Consider the following 22,022-nt stretch of genomic DNA (forward strand, 5'->3'; position numbering starts at 1 on the left):
AGGAGCAAGACCATGGAAGCAATCGCCTCGGCGCCGATGGGTATCGGCCAGGACATCGCCCAGTTTCGCGCTGAGATTAGCGCAACCCAAAGCCAGCTCGCGTCCAAATCCGGCGTCGATCAGAGCCGGGTTTCACGCATTGAGAAGGGTGAGACCGGAACGCCAAGCGAACTCGGCAAAATTCTGGATGCGCTGGCGGCGCTCGGATCAAAGGGCGCGGCGGATTATGGCGCGTATCTCGCCAAGGACTGGCAGTACGTGGAGCGCCCCGACTTCTCTAATCCGCAAAGGAACATCCTGGAGCTAGCCGAGGAAGGCCTTCGTCAAATTGCGGACTTCCTGGAGGAGGAAGAGCGTCCTTGGCCCCTGAAGCGCCAGTTGGAACGCCAGCGTGCGGCGATCGAAACGTCGGCCGTGTATCTGGGTAAGAACGCCCACCAGATCGCATTCATCGGCGAAGTCGGCGTCGGGAAATCGACCGCTATCAGCTTTCTGTATGGCCTGCTCGATCCGTCTTCGCCCCCAAGCGACCTGCGCGAGCGCGTGGTGCTTGAGACGGGCGGTGGCCATACGACCCTGTGCGAAGTCAACATCCGTCGCGGGCCGGGCTTCGGCATCGTTGTCCAGGCGCAGTCCGACGAAGAAATGCGGAACCTCGTTGGCGACTTCTGCGCCGCGACGTGGCTGCGCCGCTCCGGTGGCGACAGCCAGAAGAACGACAGCGTCAATGTCAGCGAGGAGGTGCAGCGCGCGCTTCGCAACATGTCCGGTCTGACGGTCAGGCGCGAGCGAGACGCCAAGGGCAGGACGAACTCCCGCGACCAAGCGGCCGAACTGGCGAGCCAATGCGCCACCGAGGAAGAATTCCGCGCCCGCGTCATCGAGCGGATGAAGCTCGAGCTGCGGACGCGGCGTGAAATATGGATCGAGGACGGCGGCGCAAAAGCGGCCATGCAGCAACTGCGCAAGCTATTCCGCGACATCAATAACGGTCGCCTGGGTGACGTGCCGCTACCGGCATCGATCGACCTTCTGATCCCAGGCTTTGACTCGGAGGTGCCCGGCCTGGCGCTATCCGCGGTCGATACAAAGGGCCTAGATGAAGTCGCGGTGCGAGCCGACCTCGACGCCCGCCTGAAAGACCCCCGGACGCATGTTGTGTTGTGCTCGACCTTCAACCAGGCGCCCAGCACCTCAGTGCAACTTCTGCTCGATCATCTTCGCAATGCTCACGGTGTGCGCGTGGACGCGGGCAAGGTGTCGGTGCTGGCCTTGCCGCGCGATGACGAGGCGATGGCCGTCAAGGACGACAGCGGCGAGCCGCCGATCGACGACGAGGACGGCTATCATCTGAAGCGTGACCAGATCCTCCGCACCCTGGCCAGCGGCGACGGAGCCCTGAACGGTGTGCCGATATTGTTCTTCAATGCCAAGAAGGACGACGCGGCGAAGGTGCGGGGCCAACTCATCGACCAGATCGTCCGCCTCCGCAAATCCTACGAGGACCGGCTGCTCGACGAATGCGCCGCCGCCGACGAAGTGGTTCGGCACCACGAGACCCAGGCTTTCACATCGGCGGTGCAGGCGGTCGCCGATCAACTTAGTAACTTTCTAGGGGCACATGCTCCCTTGCCCCCCCGTGTCCGGCAGCCATCGGCGGAACTGATCGAGGCCTTGGGCGCAATTCGGTATGCATCGACCATTTGGGCGATGACGCGCCGAAACGGCGAATATTACAATTTCAGCGTCAGCCATCAGGTCGGCGCGGGCGGTGCGAAGGATGCGCTTCTCCGGTCCAAGACCTGGTTTGAAAAGCTCCAGGGCGTGCTCGACACCTTGAAGCAGGACGACGATCTCGTTCTGGCGCAAAAGACCATCCAGCAGGTCGAGGTTAGCGCTGAGGGCTGGCGGCGTGCCTTCGCCGAGGCGGCGCGCACGGCGGCCGTCGAGGTTTATCGCGGTCCATTGGAAGCCGATGTCGGGCTGTGGTCTCACTGTGCGGCGCAATGGGGCGCAGGGCCGGGCTTCAAGGTCCGCGTGGAGCGGATCGTCCGTGACTGGTTCGAGAAGCAAACCGAGCTGAACCAGAAGCTGGAAGGCGTCATGGCTGCTTTGTGGGAAGAAGCGGTTGTCAGGCCCCTGGAACGCCTGTCGGACGAAAGCGCCGGGGATCTACCCGAGGATATTCGTCCCGCCAATGTTGTGCCCTTCGCGCGTCGGGTGCCGGCATGAACATCAACGGCTTCATCTGGAGCATCGCCGATGACGTGCTCCACCATGTCTACGACCGGACCAAATATCGCGACATCATCCTGCCGATGACGGTCATCCGTCGGCTTGACGCGGTGCTTGAACCCACCCGCGCTGCCGTTCTGGCCCGCAAGGCGGAGCTGGACGCGGCGGGCATTCCGGAGGCCGCGCAAGGCCCCGCGCTTGATCGTGCGGCCGGTCAGGCGTTCCACAACCGCTCCCCCTTTACCCTCCGCCAGCTTTTGGCCCGGCCAAATGAAGAAACGCAGAAGGCGGACTTCGAGGCGTATCTCGATGGATTTTCTGAAAACGTCAGAGAAGTCATCACGCGCTTCAAGTTTCGTGAAGAGCTGGGACGACTTGTCGAACATAAGCGGCTCCACGCGCTGATCGAGAAATTCTGTGACGAGCGGATCAATCTAGCGCCGACCCCGGTTCGCGACGAACAGGGGCGGGTGAGCCTGCCCGGTCTCGACAACCACACCATGGGCACGATTTTCGAGGAGCTGCTCCGGCGCTTCAACGAAGATTACAACCAGGGCGCCGGTGAACAGTTCACGCCACGCGACATCGTGGAGATGATGGCCGAACTGGTGTTCCGTCCGATCAAGGACCGCATCGGCAACGGCACCTATCTTCTCTACGATGACGCTTGCGGCACCGGCGGCATGTTGACGGTTGGCGAAGCCAAATTGCGCGACCTTGCCCGCAGGGAGGGAAAGAAGACCGAAATCCACCTCTATGGTCAGGAACTCAACCCCGAGACCTACGCCATTTGCAAGGCCGACCTGTTGCTCAAGGGCGAGGGCGAAGAAGCCCGAAACATTGCCTTCGGCTCTACCTTGTCCGCCGACGCGCATGGGCGAAACGGGCTGAAGTTCGACTTCATGATGGCCAATCCGCCATTCGGAACAACCTGGAAGATCGACCTGGCCGAGATGGGCGGCAAGGCCGCCGCCAACGATCCGCGCTTCGTGGTCCAGCATGAGGGCCTGGCCGGCGACGAGGATCGGCTGCGCCTGTTGCCGCGCGTGTCGGATGGCCAGCTGCTCTTCCTGGTCAACAAGCTGTCCAAGATGAAGGACACGCCGCTCGGCTCGCGCATTGCCGACGTTCACAACGGATCGGCCCTGTTCACCGGCGAAGCGGGCTCGGGCGAGAGCAATGTTCGCCGCTGGATCATCGAGAACGACTGGCTGGAAGCCATTGTCGCCCTGCCGCTCAACATTTTCTACAACACCGACATCGCCACCTATGTCTGGGTGCTGAGCAACCGCAAGGCGGAAGCCCGCAAGGGCAAGGTTCAGCTTATCGACGCGACCAAGTGGTTCAGGCCTCTCCGCCGCAATCTGGGCAAGCGCAATTGCGAGATGACGCCTGAGCATATCCAGGCCGTGCTCGATGCCTATGAGACGATGGAGACGAGCGACACCTCCGTCGTGCTGCCCAATTCGTCCTTCGGCTACTGGAAGATCATCGTCGAACGTCCACTGCGGCTGCGCTCGCGCTTCACGCGCGAAGCGGTCGAGGCGTTGCGATTCCAGAGTGGGCACCGCGCCTTGCGAGAGGCGTTGCACGCCGAGTTCGGTGACGCCTTGTTCGACGATTTCGCCGGCGTCGCCGAGCGGCTGAAAGCGCATCTCGATCCGCCCGAGGCGGAGGTCGAGGACTTGACCGAGGGCGATGAGGAGGCCGGCGCGGACGGCGACGAAACCCCCGCCGAGGCTGAGGACGCCACGCCGAAACTGCCGCGCAAGACGGTGAAGAAGTTGCTCGACGCGGCCACCTGGGCGCGCGACCGGCGCCTGCATCGCGCCGCCGAGCGGTTGATGGCGGTGATCGGCGATGCCGAGCATGACGATTACGCGCTGTTCGAGGCGAAGGTCGCGGCGGCGATCAAGGCCGAAATGCTCGCCTTGAAACCCGCCGAGGCGCGGCTGATCGCGCGGGCGATGAGCTGGCGCGCGGCGGATGCCAAGCCGATCGTCAAATCGGTGTCGAAGAAGACCGCCGATCCGCGCGGCGGGCTGTTTGCGGTTACCGTCAAAGGCAAGGCGACAGTGGTCGCCTATGAACCTGACAAGTCGCTGTCGGATACCGAGATCGTGGCGTTCGGCGAGTCCGGCGGGATCGAAGCGTTCTTCGAGCGCGAGGTGCTGCCCCATGCGCCAGACGCCTGGATCGACCGGGAAAAGACCAAGATCGGCTATGAAATTTCGTTCGCGCGGCATTTCTACAAGCCCAAGCCGCCGCGTCCGCTGGCGGCGATCAAGGCCGAGATCGACGCGCTGGAGCGCCAGACCCAGGCGTTGCTCGACGCTGTGCTGATCGAGGCCGACGCATGAGCGCGAAGCTGAAGCCCTATCCTGAATACAGCGATAGCGGCATCGATTGGCTGCCCCGCGTGCCGATGCATTGGGAAGTTGTGCGTTCCAAGCGCGTCTTTCGTGAGGTCGATGATCGGGGGAGCGACGGTACCGAAACGCACCTTGCTATGAGTCAAAAATTCGGGCTGGTCCCGAGCGCAGACCTCGCTACGAAACATACGCGGTCCGCCTCCTACGCAGGGGCAAAACGCTGCCTCCCCGGCGACATCGTATTGAACCGGCTTAAGGCGCATCTTGGTGTATTCGCTCGGGCGAACCATCAGGGTGTCGTCAGCCCAGACTATACTGTGCTGCGATCAGACGGTGACATCGAACCACGGTATTTTGAGTATACATACCGCTCTACAGCTTTCCGTGGTGAGTTGAGGAAGTCCGTTAAGGGGATAGTAGAAGGCTTTTGGCGTCTCTATTCTGCCGATCTTGGCAAGCTGATGGTTCCTTCGCCCCCGCCCGAGGAGCAGCGGCGGATCGCCGATTTCCTCGACGCCTACACCGCCCAGGTCCACCGCCTCATCGTCGCCAAGCGCCGCACCATCGCCGCTCTCGTCGAACGGAAACAGGCGATTATAGAGGGGTTGCTCGGCGCTGGCGTTGTCCAGAACTCTGCTACCGTCCAGCATCCAGTCATCGGTGCTATTCCTTCTCATTGGCGCGTCGGTCGATTGAAAGACTGGTGCCAGGTCAATGCGCGGACGCTGCCCGAAAGCACGCCAGGGGATTACACATTCGACTATTTCGACATATCCGCCGTTGGCACCGGCATCCTGTCAGGCGAGCCACAAGAAATAGCGTTCGATGCCGCGCCTTCGCGGGCACGCAGGCGCTTGGCCCCAAACGATATCCTGATCTCGACCGTTCGGACCTACCTCAAGGCTATCTATTTTTTCCGTGACTGGCCACGCGATGCCGTTGCATCGACTGGATTTGCTGTCCTGACACCGAAACCTGGCATCATTCCTGAACTGTTGGCATATGCGTTGATGACACCGCGTTTCATTGACAGTGTCATTTCACGATCAGTAGGTGTCGCATACCCCGCCATCGCTGAGACGCGGCTTTCGGCGCTCCACCTTGCGCTCCCGCCCGATGAGTCCGAGCAGCAGTTGATCCTCAATGCGATTACTCACCAGTCGGTAATTAAGACGACATTTTGCTAGTCGTATGTTTGCGGGGATGATATAATTCTGGCATGAAACGGGACGGTCGCAGATTTGATCATCGCACCCTGGAAACCATCCGGCTGATGGCTGTAGAGCGGGTGCGCGAGGGCGAAGCGGCCTCTTTGGTGATTGCCTCATACGGGTTCAGCCGCACAACAATCTATAAATGGCTCAGCGCGGCATCGAAGCCTGGGGTCGGGGTGAAAGCCTTGCGGTCACGGCCGGCAACCGGCCGGCCGCGGCGTCTGACGCCGCGCCAGGAGCAGCAGGTGTTGCGTTGGATCAATGGCCGCGATCCGCGCCAATACGGCCTGGATTTCGGGCTGTGGACCCGGCACGTTGTGGCCGAACTGATCGAGCGCAAGTTTGGTATCAAACTCGGTGTGACGGCTGTGGGCGAACTGCTGTCGAAACTGGGCCTGACGCCGCAAAAGCCGTTGCAGCGTGCCTATCAGCGCGATCCGGAGGCGATCGAGGCATGGCGACGTGAGCGGTTTCCTGAAATCGCCAGGCAGGCCAAGTCCTGTGGCGGCGAGGTCTTTTTCTGGGACGAGTCCGGCTTTCGGGCCGACGCCGTGCATGGCAAGACCTGGGGCGTGAAGGGACAGACGCCGATCGTCGAGCGTCCGGGCCAACGGCAATCGATCAGCGCCGCCTCGGCGGTGACAGCCCGCGGCGGGTTCTGGTATTGCACTTATGAAGGCGGCCTGAATGCTGAGTTGTTCGTAGCGCTGCTACGCCGGATGATGCGGCACCGCACGAGGCCGGTGCACCTGGTCCTCGACGGGCTGCCTGCCCACAAAACAGCGCTGGTGAAAGCCTACGTGGCGTCGACCAATGGAATGCTGACGTTGCATTTTCTGCCAGGCTACGCCCCTGACCTGAACCCAGATGAACTGGTCTGGAGCCACATGAAGCGGACGGGCGTCGCCCGGACTCCGCTACGCCAAGGCGAAAAGCTTCAGGACAAAATCGAAGCCCAACTCGCCGCCATCAAGCGCAAACCACGTCTCGTGCAATCATTCTTCAAAGCACCAACTGTCGCCTATATTACCGACTGCTGAGTAAGACCGATACCAAGCTAGTGGATGAAGCCATCGCCAAGGAGCGCAGCCAGATCGACCTCATCCTCGAATACCGCGACAACCTGATCGCCGCCGTCGTCACCGGACAGCTCGATGTGCGCGAAGCCGCCGTCCGCATCGTCGAGGGCGACGGACTTGCCGAGGAAACAGCGACCAACGAAGAAGACATGGAGGATGCGCTCGATGCGGTCGACTGACGTAAGCGAGGGCGGACTGGAGGCGCTGATCGTCGCCGCGCTCACGGGCGCCGCGTCCGCGCGGGCATCCTCGACACCGGGGCTATCGGAGGAGGCCGCGCCCTTCACAGGCCCCGACGATTATATCGAGGGCCGCCGGGACGACTACGACCGCGCATACGCGCTGGACCTCGTCCAGCTCGCGGCTTTCATTCACGCCACCCAGCCCGACCTTGCCGGCCCGTTATCGATCGACGCCGACACGCCGGTGCGGCGCGCCTTCCTCGCCCGCGTCCGCGACGAGATCACCAATCGCGGCGTCATCGATGTGCTGCGCTCCGGCGTCCGCCATGGTCCGCACGAGGTGAAGTTGTACTTTTCCTTGCCCTCGCCAGGCAACACGGCGGCGGCCGCGCGCTTCGACGCCAATCGCTTCTCCGTCACGCGGCAGCTCGGCTATTCGCTGGATGCCGCCCGCCGCGCGCTCGACCTGGGTCTGTTCATCAACGGCGTGCCTCTCGCCACCTTCGAGCTGAAAAACAGCCTAACCGGCCAGACCGTCGCCCATGCCGAGGCACAATACAAAACCGACCGTGACCCTAGGGAGCTCATCTTCCGTTCCGGCCGCTGCGCCGTTCACTTCGCGGTCGACGACCGTGAGGTACGCATGTGCAGCCAGCTTGCCGGGCAGAAAAGCTGGTTCCTGCCGTTTAATCGCGGATGGAACGACGGCGCCGGCAACCCGCCCAATCCCGGCGGCATCAAGACCGATTACCTCTGGCGTCAGGTGCTGGCCAAACGCAGCCTGGCCGACATCATCGAAAACTTCGCAGGCATCATCGAAGAACGCGACGCGCGCGGCCGGATCACCGCACGCAAGCCGATCTTCCCTCGCTATCACCAGCTCGACGTTGTGCGGTCGCTGTGCGCCGACGCCGCCGAACGGGGCGCGGGCAAGCGCTACCTGATCCAGCATTCGGCGGGCTCGGGCAAATCCAATTCCATCGCCTGGACGGTGCACAAGCTGGTCGGGTTGGAGCGTGCGGGTGCATCGGTTTTCGATACCGTCATCGTGGTGACAGACCGCCAGGTGCTCGACAAAAACCTGAGGGACACCATCGGCGGCTTTGCGCAGACCGCGCGCCTGATGGGCCATGCCGAGCGCTCCGGCGACCTGCGCGGCTTCATTGAAAGCGGTAAGAAGATCGTCGTCACGACGGTGCAGAAGTTTCCCTTCATCCTGGACGATATCGGCAGCGCACATCGCGGTCGCCGCTTCGCGATCGTGATCGACGAAGCGCATTCAAGCCAGGGCGGACGTGCGGCCGGGGCGCTGAACACGGCGCTCGGCGGAAGTGCTGCGGATGACGAGATGACGACCGAGGATCGCATCCTCGCCATCATCGAGGGCCGCCGGATGCTGGATAACGCCAGCTACTTTGCCTTCACCGCGACGCCAAAGAACAAGACCCTGGAGCTGTTCGGCGAGCGCTATGAGGAAGACGGGGTGGTGAAGCATCGGCCATTCCACCTCTATTCCATGAAGCAGGCGATCGAGGAGGGATTCATCCTCGACGTGCTGGCCCATTACACGCCGGTTTCCAGCTACTATCGCCTCGCCAAGACCGCGGCCGATGACCCTGAAGTCGATGTGTCCCGGACGCTGAAAACGCTGCGCCACTATGTCGAAGGCCATGACCATGCAATCGCCACCAAGGCGGGCATCGTGGTCGATCATTTCCTCGATCAGGTGATAGCCCGGCGCAAGGTCGGCGGCGAAGCCCGCGCGATCATGGCCGCTGACGGCATCGAGCGAGCAATCGATTATTGGCGCGCAATCAACGCAGCCCTCGTTAAACGGGGCTCACCTTACAAGGCTATCATAGCGTTTTCAGGCACCGTCGACGACGCGGGCGAGCAGCGCACGGAGGCGTCGTTCAACGGATTTCCGAGCAGCGAACTGGAGGACAAATTCGACGCCGACCCCTACCGATTCCTCGTCGTCGCGGACAAATATCTGACCGGATTTGATCAGCCCAAACTGTTCGCGATGTATATCGACAAGACGCTTGCCGGCGTTAAAGCGGTGCAGGCCTTGTCACGTCTCAACCGTGCCCGGCCGGGAAAGACCGAGCCGATCGTGCTGGATTTCCGCAACGACCCCGCCATCATCGAAGCTGCGTTTTCTGATTTTTACCGCACGACAATCCTGTCCGGCGAGACTGATCCCAACAAGCTGCATGACCTGAAACGCGCGCTCGACGAGGCGGGTGTCTACACAGAGACCAACGTCGAGAACGTCGTCTCGCTGTTCCTGCAAGCGGCGCCCCGCGACCAGATCGACCCCATCCTGGATGCATGTTCGGCGCAGTACGAAGCACTCCCGGAAGACGATCAGATCGCGTTCAAGGGTGCGGCCAAGGCGTTCGTTCGGACCTATGCGTTCCTCGGCGCGATCCTGCGATATGCGGTGCCGGAGTGGGAGAAGTTGTCGACTTTCCTCACCTTGCTAATCCCGAAGTTGCCCAGTCCCGCAAGTGACGAAACGCCCGTCGACGTGCTGGAAACCATCGACATGGACAGCTATCGGGTTGAGGTCGAGGCGGCCATGGAGATCGCCCTGGCTGATGCGAATGCAGAGATCGAGCCGGTTCCAACAGGTGCGGCGGGAAGTCGTCCAGAGCAAGATGTTGACCAACTGAGCAGCGTCATCCGTGACTTCAACGAACGCTTTGGCGCCACGGAGTTTCGCGATCAGGATCGTGTCACCCGGTTTCTGTTCGAGGAGTTGCCGGGGAAAATTGGCGCAAACGACCGTGTTCAAAATGCACTGCGGAACAGCGACAATCAGAACGCCCGGATCGAACACGACCGCGCCGTCGATGATGAATTGCTCGGCAGCTTGGCCGATCACACCGACCTCTATGCGCTCTACAATACGGACAAGGCTTTCAAGGCCTGGCTGCAAGAAAGACTATTCGACGCCGCAAAGCGGGCGCAGACGCCGGTGCCGCCGCCGGCATGATGTTTGTGTTTTCCGGGACCGGCGACAAGCGTTTCATCGCAGATTAGGCAGGATCGGGTAGGCGCTGCTGTCTGTCGATCCGGCGGTATCTTTGATTGGTATATGGACGGAGGCTCAGCGGTGATTTGCGGGCTTGAATATGATGGGGAGTATGAGGGCAAGATAAAGCGAGTTGCCTCGCTACCGGAACTTCGTTCCTAAGTGTTTGTCTGCACATTGTTTTTTAGCGGCTCTCCGCCGAGGGCGCGAGGTGCGCCGGCGCCGGGGAAGTCGATTTCTGCAATGTTTTCAATGGCATTTTGGGTGGCACCCGCAATGTGGGGCGTGCGCCGTTCCGCCGCTTCTACGCTATGGCAAGTATTTCTACGCCACGGCCTTACGCCGCCATTTTCGACCTTGTGTCGGCAGTTTTATCTTCCAATCGTCGCATCATGGCGACCGACGAAGACCATTTCCGCATCCGTCCCGGCCGGGTCCGCGACCGGGCTGGCGGGCGCACCACGCGCGCCGTCCGGCCGCGCCCCAAGACGTTCCTTGCCGAGGTGCATCAGGCTATCCGCCGCGCCGGCGGCGACCCCAATCGGCTGGGCTCGGCCGGGAAGGGAAGCGGCCGGTTCAACGCGCGAGGCCGGGGCGCTACGGCCGCCGCCGTGCTGAAGGGGCGGAGCGCCTGGAGCCAGGACGCCAGCGGCGGGCGAACCCGCGCCCGGCGCGTGACGGTGAAGGCGCGGATCGTGAAGCTCAACCCGCAGCGCGGCGCGGCGCGCGGACGGTCGTTCGTCAGCGCGAAGGCGGTGGACGCCCACCTGCGCTATTTGGAGCGCGATGGCGTCAACCGCGACGGCGAGAAGGGACAGGTTTATTCCGCTGAGCGCGACGCCGAGGACGGCAGCACCTTCCTCGACCGGAGCCGCGACGACCGCCATCAGTTCCGCTTCATCGTCTCCGCCGAGGACGGCGTAGAGCTGGCCGACTTGCGAGAGACCACCCGCGACCTGATGAAGACGATGGAGGCTGACCTCGGCACAAGGCTCGACTGGATCGCGGTCGATCACCATAACACCGGTCACCCGCACACCCACATCCTGCTGCGCGGTGTCACCGACGACGGGAAGATACTCAACATCGCCGGCGACTACATCGCCCACGGCATCCGCGAACGGGCCAGCGAGATCGTCACGCTGGAGCTGGGCCGGCAGACCGAGCAGGAGGTCAGCCGCCAGCTTGAGCGCGAGGTGGACGCCGAGCGCTTCACCCGGCTCGACCGGATGCTGATCGCCGAGCAGGAGGCCAGCCACGGGTTCGCCGATCTGCGCCCCGACCAAGACATGCTGGAGACCGCGCGCCGGAACCGGGCGCTGCTGATCGCCCGCGCCCGCAGGCTGGAAAGCATGGGACTGGCGACCGAGGTGGAGGTTGGCCGCTGGTCCATCTCGGCACAGGCCGAGCCGACCTTGCGCGAACTGGGCGAGCGCGGCGACATCATCAAGACCATGCACCGGGCGCTGGCCGACTACGGCCTCGCCGACGAACGCGCCCCCGCGCAATATGTGGCGCACGGCAAGCAGATCACCGAACCGATCGTGGGCCGCGTGCTCTCCAAAGGCCTGGCCGGCGACGAGATGGGCGACCGGTTGCACCTCGTCATCGATGGCGTGGACGGGCGCACCCACTATGTCGAGATGGCGGACGCCGGCCGCCTCGACGAGATAAGACGCGGCCACATCGTCGCGCTCGATCCGACGCCGACCAAGGCCGAGCCCCGGCCGGCGGATGTCAACATCCAGATCATGGCGGAGGCCAATGGCGGCATCTACCAGCCAAGCCTGCATCTGGAGGCAACGCGTGACATCATCGAGCAGCGCCACGGCGACCCCGACGCCTTCATTCGCTCCCATGTGCGCCGGCTGGAAGCCTTGCGCCGCGCCGGGCACGTCGAGCGCATCGACGCCGACCATTGGAAAATTCCCGGCGACATCGCCGAGCGAGGCATGGCCTATGACGCCCCCGGCCGACCCAAGGATTTCGGCATCCGCACATTGTCCACGCTCGACCTCGACCGGCAGGTTGGCAGCGACGGGGCGACCTGGCTCGACCGTGAGTTGGTGGCGAAAGACCATCTGGCCCTTGCCGGGACGGGCTTCGGCCAGGAGGTGAATGCCGCGCTCGACCGGCGCGCCGCGCGTCTCGTCGAAATGGGCCATGCCAGCGTGAAGGACGGCCTTATTTCCATTCCTCGGCGCACGGTCGCTGCGCTGGAGCGCCAGGAGTTCGATCGAGTCGGCAAAGATATGGCCGCCGAGCGTGGACTGACCTACAGCCCGTCTGGGCCCGGCGAGTACGTCTCCGGCCGGCTGGCGGGCGTCGCCAATCTCGCCAGCGGGCGCTTCGCCATGATTGAGGACGGACTGGGCTTCCAGCTCGTGCCCTGGCAGCCCGTGCTGGAAAAGCGCCTCGACCAGCACATCAGCGGTGTCCGCCGCGACGATGGCGGGATCGAGTGGAGCTTTAGCCGCAAGCGGCAGATCGGACTGGGGCTTTGATCCGCCTTGATCAATACGGCATTATGCCGTATATGTTGGAGCCGAAGGAGTCGCCCATGCCCAAGCCCCAAATCGAAGCCGAGACTGCCCGACTGGAAGCGCGCGTCCCCGTGCAGGTCTACGACCAGATGCAGCGCGCCGCCCGTCTACGTGGGATGACCCTGACCGGCTATCTCATCTCCACCGCCGGCGAGGACGCCCGCCGCGTCGTCGAGGACGCCGACATCATGCGCCTGGCGCGTGAGGACCAAATCCGCTTCGCCGAGGCGCTGATCAATCCGCCCCAGCCGAACGCGCGACTGGCTCGTGCGGCGAAGCGCCATGCCGAGCTGATCGAGCGCCGGTGAACGTCCGCTTCGCCATCGAGCCGCTGGCGAAGGCGCACAAGCGGGATGACTTCACCTGCGGCAACGACCGTATCGACAGCTATTTCCGCGAGACCGTCTCCCAGGACGTGAAGCGTAAATACGCCACCTGTTTCGTCGCCAGGGAGATCGCGACGGACCGGGTGGCGGGCTTCTACACGCTGTCGTCCAGCAACGTGCCGTTGACCGAGGTTCCCGAGCCGCTGGCGAAGAAACTGCCGCGCTACCCGACCGTCCCGGCAGTGCTGATCGGCTGGCTTGGCCGCCATAGCGACTATGCCGGACAAGGGCTGGGAGAAGCCCTGCTGTTTGACGCCATCAAGACCGTGGCGACCGCGCCGATCGGCGCCCACGCCATCTTCGCCGACGCGATCGACGACCAGGCGGCGGCCTTCTACGTGGCATTCGGCTTCGCACCCTTGGTGCAACGGCCGCGCACCCTCTATCTTCCGGTGGCGACGGCGTTGAGCCTGATGTCGCCATGATGACCGCCTTCGCCCCTACGCGGTTTCCGCTCCACGCCGCCGCGCGCAAGTCTTTTTGCGCCAAGGTACGCGGGGGCTTCCAGCGTAAGAAAAGGCTATTCTTTCAGGCGTCAGGTTCGGCGATTCTGGTGCAATGGCCAGACTTCGCAAAGAACGCCCCCCGACTGCATCGGAACAACTTGAAGCGTTGCTCGGCCGACCCTGGCCGTTTCCGGGCCGGCCGCCGAAGCATGACCTCTCGACCTGGATCGTCACCGACGACTGGCCCGCGCATATCCCGGTCACGGAAGCAGAGGTGGATGTGTTCGAGGCGTGGTTCGGCGAACTCTTCGATGAGTTGTTCGGGCCGCGCCGATGAGGTGAGAAGGAGACATACGCCATGACCGTGCCGCTGCGGGCCGCCCTTTACTTGCGCGTCTCGACAGCGCGGCAGGCCGAGCATGATGTCTCCATCCCCGATCAGAAGCGCCAGGGCGAAGCCTATTGCGTCTCGCGCGGCTACCAGCTCGTCGAGACCTATGTGGAGCCCGGCGCGTCGGCCACCAATGATCGGCGCCCCGAGTTCCAACGGATGATCGAGGCGGGCACGTCGAAGCCCGCGCCGTTCGACGTGGTGATCGTCCATTCGTTCAGCCGCTTTTTCCGCGATCACTTCGAGCTGGAATTCTACGTCCGGAAGCTCGCGAAGAATGGGGTTAAGCTCGTCTCCATCACCCAGGAGATGGGGGACGATCCCATGCACGTCATGATGCGCCAGATCATGGCGCTGTTCGACGAATACCAGTCGAAGGAAAACGCGAAGCACGTCATCCGCGCCTTGAAGGAGAACGCCCGGCAGGGCTTCTGGAACGGCTCGCTGCCGCCCATCGGCTACCGTGTCGTCGCGGCCGAGCAACGCGGCGCGAAGGTCAAGAAGAAGCTGGAGATAGACCCGCTCCACGCCGAAACGGTGCGCCTGATCTACCGGCTGGCGCTCCACGGCGACGGCGCCAAGGGCCAGATGGGCGTGAAGAACATCGTCAGCCACCTGAACCGCAACCGCATCTTCACGCGCGACGGAGGCCGTTGGGGCATCGGCCAAGTCCACCGCATCCTGACCCGCCGCACCTATATGGGCGAGCATGAGTTCAACAAACGGTCGAAGTCCAAGGAATTGAAGCCGGTCAGCGAGATCGTGGTCGTGCCCGTCCCGCCGCTCATCGACCGCGAGACCTTCGACGCGGTGCAGGCGCTGCTCAAGGCCCGACATCCCACGGTGACGCCATCCGCCGTCATCAGCGGCCCGACGATGCTCACCGGCCTGATCCACTGCGCCAAGTGCGGCGGCGCCATGACCATCCGCACCGGCAAGGGCGGGCGCTATCGTTATTACGCCTGTTCGATGAAAGCCCGGCAGGGGCCAACAGCCTGCGAAGGTATGGCCGTGCCGATGGACAAGCTGGACGATCTTGTCGCCAGCCATCTCGAAGACCGTCTCCTCCAGCCCGAAAGGCTGGAAACGATCCTCGCCACCGTGCTCGACCGCCGGCAGGAGAGATCGGAGCGCCAGCGTGAGCACATTGGGGAACTGAACCGGCGTGCGGCGGAAGCCGAAGCCCGCCTCAAGCGCCTCTACGACGCCATAGAGGCGGGTGTCGCCGACTTGAACGATCCGGCGCTCAAGGACCGCATCGACGGCCTGAAGGCCATCCGCGACCAGGCGAAGGCCGACGCCGAACGCGCCCAGGCCATGCTTGAGAACTCCGGCAGCAAGGCCATTACCCCGCAGATGGTGCGCACCTTGGCCGAAACCGCGCGGCGGCATATCCGCCTTGAAGGTGGCGGCTATCGCCGCGACCATCTTCGTGCGCTCGCCCAGCGCGTGGAAGTCGCAGATGGCGAGGTCCGGATCATGGGATCGAAGTCCCGGCTGCTAAAGGTGCTAACCGGAAAAAATGGCGTAAATTCAGTGCCCACTCAGGGACTGAAGTGGCGGAGGGAGTGGGATTCGAACCCACGGTACGTTTTCACGCACACACGCTTTCCAAGCGTGCGCCTTCGACCGCTCGGCCATCCCTCCGGCGCAACGGCTTCATAGCCAACAACCGCGCCGGGCTCAAGCGGGGGGTGGCGTTATTCCTCTGCTGTGTCGAGGCCGAGCAGGGCAGGGGCTTCGGTGGGGTCGAGCTCGTCGATGTCGCGCAGTTTGCGGCCGACGGCGCGGATGCGCACCTGGGTGCTGTCGATCCCTTTCGAGAGCTGTTCGGCGCGCTTCGCCAGCGCTTCGATGCTTTCGCCGAGTTTGCCCCATTCGAGCTTCACCGCCGAGAGGATGCGGCCGATTTCGCCGGCGCGGCGCTCGAGCTGGACGGTGAAATGACCGACCCGGATCGTGTGCAGCAAGGCCGGCAGCAGGCTTGGGCTCTGGATCAGCACCCGGTGCTCGCGCTGCACCTGCTCGACCAGGCCGGGAATCCGGGCGACCTCGGCGAACAGGCCTTCGCTCGGCAGGTAGAGAATCGCGATGTCGGTGGTGCGCGGCGGGCGGATGTATTTCTGCGCGATCTTCTTCGCCTCGTCGCGGATGCGGGTGCTCAGCGCCCGCAGCGCCTGGGTTTCGCCATCGCGGTCGCCCGCCTCGGCGGCGAGCAGCAGGCGGTCGTAATCCTCGGTCGGGAATTTCGCGTCGATCGGCAGCCAGACCGGCTGATCCCCTTCGCGCACCGGCATCCGGAGCGCGAATTCCACCGCCTCGGCGCCGTTCGGATCGGCGCGGAAATTGGCCTCGAACGTGCCGGGCGGCAGCGTGTCGTCGAGCGTCTGGCGGATCTGCGCCTCGCCCCAGCCGCCGCGTGATTTGACGTTGGCGAACAGCCGCTTGAGATCGCCCACCTGGGTGGCGACCGACTGCACCTGGCCGATCGCCTGTTGCACCTGGGCGAACTGTTCGGCCACGCGCTGGAAGCTCTCGCCGATCTTCTGCTCCAGCGCCGATTGCAGCTTTTCGTCCACCGCGGCGCGCATCGCGTCGAGCTTGGCCTCGTTGCCGGTGCGGATTTCGTCGAGCTTCTGCTCGACACGGCCGCGCAGCGCCTCCTGCCCCTCGCGCAGGGCAAGCGAAACGCCGGCGAGATCGCGGTTCATCCGGTCGGCGAGCAGGGTCTGGCTCTCGGTCAGCCGGGCGATCGCGGCCATCGTTTCGCTGAGCCCTTGGGCGCGGCCAGCCTGCGCCGCCGATTCGGCCTCGGCCAGCTTGCCGGCGAGCAGGAGGGAAAGCTCGCTCATGGCGCCGTGCAGGCGCGCGAGCTGCTCGCCCTGCGCCCGCGCGCCCTCCTGCACCCGGTCGAACGCCTCGCGCAGCCCGGCGCGGGACTGTTCGGCCACCTCGGCGCGCAGGGCGGCGATCTGGCGGGATTGCAGGAGCGCGAGGACGACGAGGATCGCGGCGCCCAGGGCGGCGATGGTGGCGGCGATGGCGGCGGCGAGCACTGGGCTCAGGCGTCCATCTTCAGCGCCGCGAGGAAGGCGGTCTGCGGGATTTCGACCTTGCCGAACTGGCGCATCCGCTTCTTGCCCTCCTTCTGCTTCTCCAGCAGCTTGCGCTTGCGGCTGATGTCGCCGCCATAGCACTTGGCGGTGACGTCCTTCGACAGCGCGCCCAGCGTTTCACGGGCGATTACCCGACCGCCAATCGCCGCCTGGATGGCGATCTTGAAGAGCTGCCGGGGGATCAGGTCCTTCAGCTTGGCGCAGATCGCGCGGCCGCGGGTGTCGGCGACCGAGCGATGGGCGATGAAGGCCAGCGCATCCACCGGCTCCTGGTTGACCAGGATGGAGATCTTCACGAGGTCCCCCTCGACATAGTCGTCCATCTGGTAGTCGAAGCTGGCGTAGCCGCGGCTGACCGATTTCAGCCGGTCGTAGAAATCGAACACCACCTCGTTGAGCGGCAGCCGGTAGACCGCCATTGCCCGGTTGCCGACATAGGTGAGGTCGACCTGCTGGCCGCGGCGCTCGTTGCAGAGGGTGAGCACGGCGCCGAGATAGTCGTCCGGCACCATGATGGTGGCGCGGATCCACGGCTCCTCGATATGGTCGATGATCGAGCCGTCCGGCATGTCCGCCGGGTTGTGAAGCTCCATCATCTCGCCGCTCGTCTTGTAGAGCCGGTAGACCACCGAGGGCGCGGTCGCGATCAGGTCGAGATCGAATTCGCGCGACAGGCGCTCCTGGATGATTTCCAGATGCAGCAGGCCGAGAAAGCCGCAGCGGAAGCCGAAGCCGAGCGCCGCCGAGGTCTCGGCCTCGTAATGGAAGCTCGCATCGTTCAGCCGCAGCTTGGCGAGGCTGTCGCGCAGCTTCTCGAAATCGTCGGCATCGACCGGATACAGTCCGCACCAGACCACCGGGATCGATGGCTTGAAGCCGGGCAGGGGTTCGGTGGCGGGGGCGCGGTCGTCGGTGATCGTGTCGCCCACGTTGCAATCGGCCACGGTCTTGATGGCGGCGGTGATGTAGCCGATCTCGCCGGGGCCGAGATCGGCCTGCGGGGTGAGCTTGGGCGAGAAGGTGCCGACCTGGTCGATGGTGTGGACGGCGCCGGTCGACATCATGCGCACGCGCTGGCCCTTGCGCAGCCGCCCGTCGCGCACGCGCACCAGAATGATCACGCCGAGATACGGGTCATACCAGCTATCGACCAGCATGGCCTTGAGCGGGGCGGTATCGTCGCCCTTCGGCGGCGGCAGGCGGGTGACGAGCGCTTCCAGCACCGCTTCGATATTGATGCCGGTCTTGGCGGAGATTTCCACCGCGTCAGATGCGTCGAGCCCGATCACGTCCTCGATCTGCTGCTTCACCCGCTCGGGCTCGGCGGCCGGCAGGTCGATCTTGTTCAGTACCGGGACGATCTCGTGATTGGCGTCGATCGCCTGATACACATTCGCCAGCGTCTGCGCCTCCACGCCCTGCGAGGCGTCGACCACCAGCAGCGAGCCCTCGCAGGCGGCGAGCGAGCGGCTCACCTCATAGGCGAAGTCGACATGGCCCGGCGTGTCCATCAGGTTCAGGACATAGGTCTTGCCGTCCTTCGCCTTGTAGTTGAGGCGCACGGTCTGCGCCTTGATGGTGATCCCGCGCTCTTTCTCGATATCCATGTTGTCGAGCACCTGCTCGGTCATCTCGCGGGCGGAGAGCGCGCCGGTGGTCTGGATCAGCCGGTCGGCCAGGGTCGATTTGCCGTGGTCGATATGGGCGATGATCGAGAAGTTGCGGATCAGTTCGGTGGGGGTCGAGGTCATGCGCGCTCTTTAATCGAGATCGGGGCTTCTGTCAGCTTCATTGCGCGGGATCGCCAGCGCCCGTCCGGCCGGCGCTCACCCGTATATCTCGGTCGCGTCGCGCCATTGAAAAGAGCGGTCGGTTGCGCCACACACGCTTGCGGTCACGGAACGGTGACGCGGCGGGACGTGACATCGGGGCTGTGCCTTCCCATGTCCCGGGCAGGATCGGCGTCCTGCCGATACGCCCGCTCCGGCACCGGACCGTCGTCCATCACGACCTGCGTTGAGGAGATCTGCATGAACCCCCTGAAACAACTCGCTGAAGCCGGGCAGGCGCCCTGGCTCGATTTCGTGCAGCGCGGCCTGATCGAGGGGGGCGAGCTTGCCGCCATGATCGAGCGCGACGGGATCATGGGGGTGACGTCGAACCCGGCGATCTTCGAGAAGGCGATCGCGCACGCGCCGGAATATGGCGCGGCATTCGAGCGCTTCGTCGCCGCGCATGACGGCACGCCGATGGAGATCTACGAGCATCTGGCGATCGCCGACATCCAGGCGGCGGCGGACGCGCTGGCGCCGGTTCACCGCGCCACCGGCGGGCGCGACGGGTTCATCAGCCTCGAGGTGTCGCCCTATCTCGCCAACGACACGCAGGGGACGATCGACGAGGCGCGGCGGCTCTGGGCGGCGGTGGACCGGCCGAACCTCATGATCAAGGTGCCGGCCACCTCGGCCGGAATCCCCGCGATCCACGCGCTGATCGCCGAGGGGCTGTCGGTCAATGTCACGCTGCTGTTTGCCGTGCCGCGCTATGAGGCGGTGGCGCAGTCCTACATCGCCGGGCTTGAGGATTATGCGGCGAAGGGCGGCGATGTCTCGAAGGTGGCCAGCGTGGCGAGCTTCTTCGTCAGCCGGATCGACAACGTGATCGACCGTGAGTTGCAGGCCAGGATCGATGCCGGCGGGCCGGCCGGCACGATCCAGCCGCTGCTCGGCCAGGCGGCGATCGCCAATGCGAAGGTCGCCTATCAGAGTTTCCGCCGGATCTTCGCCGGCGAGGCCTGGGCCGCGCTGGCGGCCAGGGGGGCGCAGGTGCAGCGCCTGCTCTGGGCCTCGACCAGCGTGAAGAATCCCGCCTATCCCGACACGCTCTATGTCGAGCGGCTGATCGGCCGCGACACGGTGAACACCATGCCGCCGGCGACGATGGACGCGTTCCGCGATCACGGCACGGTGGTGCGTGACGCGGTGGAACATGAGGTCGAGGCGGCGCACGCAGCACTCACCGCGATCGAGGCGCAGGGGATTTCGCTGGCGAGCGTTACCCAGGACCTGGTCGAGGACGGCGTGCGGCAGTTCGCCGAGGCGTTCGACAAGCTGCTCGGCGCGGTCGCGGCGAAGCGCGAGGCGCTGGTCGCGGTCAATGCGGCGCGCATCGAGGCACCGGAGGACATCGCCCGCGCGGTGGACGAGGCCGCCGCCGGCTGGCGGGACGATGGCACGATCCGCCGGTTATGGGCGGGCGATGCCGGCGTGTGGAGCGGTGCGGACGAGGCCGACTGGCTCGGCTGGCTCGGCATCGTCGGGCAGGAGCACGCGCATGTCGGCACGCTGGTCCGTTTCGCCAACACGATCCGCGAGGCCGGCTTCACCCATGTGGCACTGCTCGGCATGGGCGGATCGAGCCTCGGCCCCGAGGTGCTCGCCATCAGTTTCGGCCACCAGCCCGGCTCGCCGCGCTTTCACATGCTCGACAGCACCGACCCCGCCCAGCTCCGCGCGCTGGAGGCGAAGCTCGATCTCGCTAAGACGATGTTCATCGTCTCGTCGAAATCCGGCAGCACGCTTGAGCCGAACATCATGCTCGCGCATTTCCGCGCCCGCATGATCGAGACGGTGGGCGAGGCCGGCTGGGCGCGGCATTTCACCGCTGTCACCGATCCGGGCTCCTCGCTCGAACAGGTCGCGAAACAGGCGCATTTCGCGCATCTCTTCCATGGCGTGAAATCGATCGGGGGGCGCTACTCGGTGCTGTCGAAATTCGGCCTGGTGCCGGCGGCGGCGATGGGGATCGATGTGTCCGACCTGCTGGCGCGGACGGCTCGCATGGTCGCCTCCTGCGCCGCGAGCGTGCCGGCGGACCGCAATCCCGGTGTGCGGCTCGGGCTGCTACTCGGCACCGCGGCAACGAGGTTCGGCCGTGACAAGGTCACGATCGTGACCACGAAGCGCATCGCCGGCCTCGGCGCCTGGCTCGAACAGCTGATCGCCGAATCGACCGGCAAGCATGGCCATGGGCTGATCCCGGTCGATGGCGAGGCGCTGGGCGCGCCGGATGTCTATGGCGATGACCGCGTCTTCGCCCAACTCGTCCTCAAGGGCGAGGAGGATGCGGCGCAGGATGCGAAGCTCGCCGCACTGGCCAAGGCCGGGCACCCGGTGGTGCGGATCGTGCTCGACGACGTGGCGCAGATCGGCCAGGAATTCTTCCGCTGGGAAATGGCGACCGCGGTGGCCGGCGCCATCATCGGCATCAATCCGTTCGACCAGCCGGATGTCGAGGCGAGCAAGGTCAAGACCCGCGCGCTGACCGACGCGTACGAGGCGGGCACGCCGGTCGCATCTCCCGAGCCGGTGTTCCGCGCGAACGGCATCGCCATCTATGCCGATGCGGCCAATGAAGCTGCGCTCGGCCGGCACAACACGCTGGCGGCCTGGCTGAAGCAGCATTTCCACCGCGCCCATGCCGGGGACTATATCGGCCTGCTCGCCTATATCGAACATACGCGGGCGCACGAGGCGGCGCTGGCGTCCATTCGCTTGCGGTTGCGCGACGCACGCAAGGTTGCGACCTGCGTCGGCTTCGGGCCGCGCTTCCTCCACTCCACCGGCCAGGCCTACAAGGGTGGGCCGAATACCGGCGTCTTCCTGCAGATCACCGCTGACGATGCGGCGGATCTTCCCGTGCCCGGCCATCGCTACAGTTTCGGCCAGGTGAAGGGGGCGCAGGCGGAAGGCGATCTCGGCGTCCTCGTCGAACGCGAGCGCCGGGCCATCCGCGTTCACCTCACCGAGGTGGAGGCGGGTCTGGCCGAACTGGCGAAGGCCATCGACCACGCCTTCGCCTGACCCTGGTGTCCTGTCCCTGAAATTCGTGGGGGAATTTCAGGGATGGGCAGGCCGCCGGGATACTGAGTTTTCCAGTGTCGGCCTTGAACCTGAAATCCATCGGGTTTCAGCGTCGCGACACTAGAGCACTTTCCGATCCATCCGGATCGGATGTAG

General features: G+C 64.5%; 12 protein-coding genes, 1 tRNA gene and 1 pseudogene. 11 read left to right on the forward strand and 3 right to left on the reverse strand.

The genetic code is table 11. The annotated features are described in order from the left end of the window. The first annotated feature begins 12 nt into the window (after positions 1 to 12). From ACIDOCELLA78_RS93830 to ACIDOCELLA78_RS93875, 10 genes and pseudogenes are all read left to right on the forward strand, one after another. Complete coding sequence (locus tag ACIDOCELLA78_RS93830) at positions 13 to 2,232, forward strand: helix-turn-helix domain-containing protein (RefSeq protein ID WP_201729474.1); 2,220 nt, start codon at positions 13 to 15, stop codon at positions 2,230 to 2,232. Next, entirely contained in the window at positions 2,229 to 4,595 is a 2,367-nt protein-coding gene (locus tag ACIDOCELLA78_RS93835) for a class I SAM-dependent DNA methyltransferase (RefSeq protein WP_201729475.1), read from the forward strand. The genes ACIDOCELLA78_RS93830 and ACIDOCELLA78_RS93835 overlap by 4 nt, the downstream gene beginning before the upstream one ends. Further along, positions 4,592 to 5,794, forward strand: coding sequence for a restriction endonuclease subunit S (locus ACIDOCELLA78_RS93840; protein ID WP_201729476.1), 1,203 nt, complete (start codon positions 4,592 to 4,594; stop codon positions 5,792 to 5,794). Before ACIDOCELLA78_RS93835 ends, ACIDOCELLA78_RS93840 begins: the two co-directional genes overlap by 4 nt. A 32-nt stretch (positions 5,795 to 5,826) precedes the next feature. Further along, positions 5,827 to 6,861, forward strand: coding sequence for an IS630 family transposase (locus ACIDOCELLA78_RS93845; RefSeq protein WP_201727480.1), 1,035 nt, complete (start codon positions 5,827 to 5,829; stop codon positions 6,859 to 6,861). Between the two features lie 20 nt (positions 6,862 to 6,881). After that, positions 6,882 to 7,079, forward strand: a complete 198-nt coding sequence (locus ACIDOCELLA78_RS93850) for a restriction endonuclease subunit S (protein WP_201729477.1) — start codon at positions 6,882 to 6,884, stop codon at positions 7,077 to 7,079. Then, positions 7,066 to 10,083 (forward strand): type I restriction endonuclease subunit R, encoded by a 3,018-nt coding sequence (locus tag ACIDOCELLA78_RS93855; protein ID WP_201729478.1) that lies wholly within the window; start codon positions 7,066 to 7,068, stop codon positions 10,081 to 10,083. Before ACIDOCELLA78_RS93850 ends, ACIDOCELLA78_RS93855 begins: the two co-directional genes overlap by 14 nt. A gap of 431 nt (positions 10,084 to 10,514) precedes the next feature. Beyond that, on the forward strand, positions 10,515 to 12,626 hold the full coding sequence (locus ACIDOCELLA78_RS93860) for a DUF3363 domain-containing protein (RefSeq protein ID WP_201729479.1): 2,112 nt from the start codon (positions 10,515 to 10,517) through the stop codon (positions 12,624 to 12,626). Positions 12,627 to 12,682: 56 nt separating this feature from the next. Continuing rightward, complete coding sequence (locus ACIDOCELLA78_RS93865; protein WP_201729480.1) at positions 12,683 to 12,973, forward strand: DUF1778 domain-containing protein; 291 nt, start codon at positions 12,683 to 12,685, stop codon at positions 12,971 to 12,973. Further along, positions 12,970 to 13,476, forward strand: coding sequence for a GNAT family N-acetyltransferase (locus ACIDOCELLA78_RS93870; protein WP_201729481.1), 507 nt, complete (start codon positions 12,970 to 12,972; stop codon positions 13,474 to 13,476). Before ACIDOCELLA78_RS93865 ends, ACIDOCELLA78_RS93870 begins: the two co-directional genes overlap by 4 nt. 379 nt (positions 13,477 to 13,855) lie before the next feature. Next, positions 13,856 to 14,881, forward strand: a pseudogene (locus ACIDOCELLA78_RS93875) (recombinase family protein); the annotation flags it as partial. A 564-nt stretch (positions 14,882 to 15,445) separates the two neighbouring features. Here the strand turns inward: ACIDOCELLA78_RS93875 and ACIDOCELLA78_RS93880 are convergent. The 3 genes from ACIDOCELLA78_RS93880 to lepA form a co-directional block, all read right to left on the reverse strand. After that, positions 15,446 to 15,535, reverse strand: a tRNA-Ser gene (locus ACIDOCELLA78_RS93880). Between the two features lie 53 nt (positions 15,536 to 15,588). Then, positions 15,589 to 16,944, reverse strand: coding sequence for a DNA recombination protein RmuC (gene rmuC / locus ACIDOCELLA78_RS93885; protein WP_201729482.1), 1,356 nt, complete (start codon positions 16,942 to 16,944; stop codon positions 15,589 to 15,591). A gap of 5 nt (positions 16,945 to 16,949) precedes the next feature. Further along, on the reverse strand, positions 16,950 to 18,755 hold the full coding sequence (lepA, locus tag ACIDOCELLA78_RS93890; protein WP_201729483.1) for a translation elongation factor 4: 1,806 nt from the start codon (positions 18,753 to 18,755) through the stop codon (positions 16,950 to 16,952). Positions 18,756 to 19,034: 279 nt separating this feature from the next. Between lepA and ACIDOCELLA78_RS93895 the strand changes: the two genes are divergently transcribed. Beyond that, positions 19,035 to 21,866: a bifunctional transaldolase/phosoglucose isomerase gene (locus tag ACIDOCELLA78_RS93895; protein ID WP_201729484.1), complete on the forward strand. Its 2,832-nt coding sequence runs from the start codon at positions 19,035 to 19,037 to the stop codon at positions 21,864 to 21,866. Positions 21,867 to 22,022: the final 156 nt, after the last annotated feature.

This window comes from Acidocella sp. C78 (assembly GCF_907164655.1).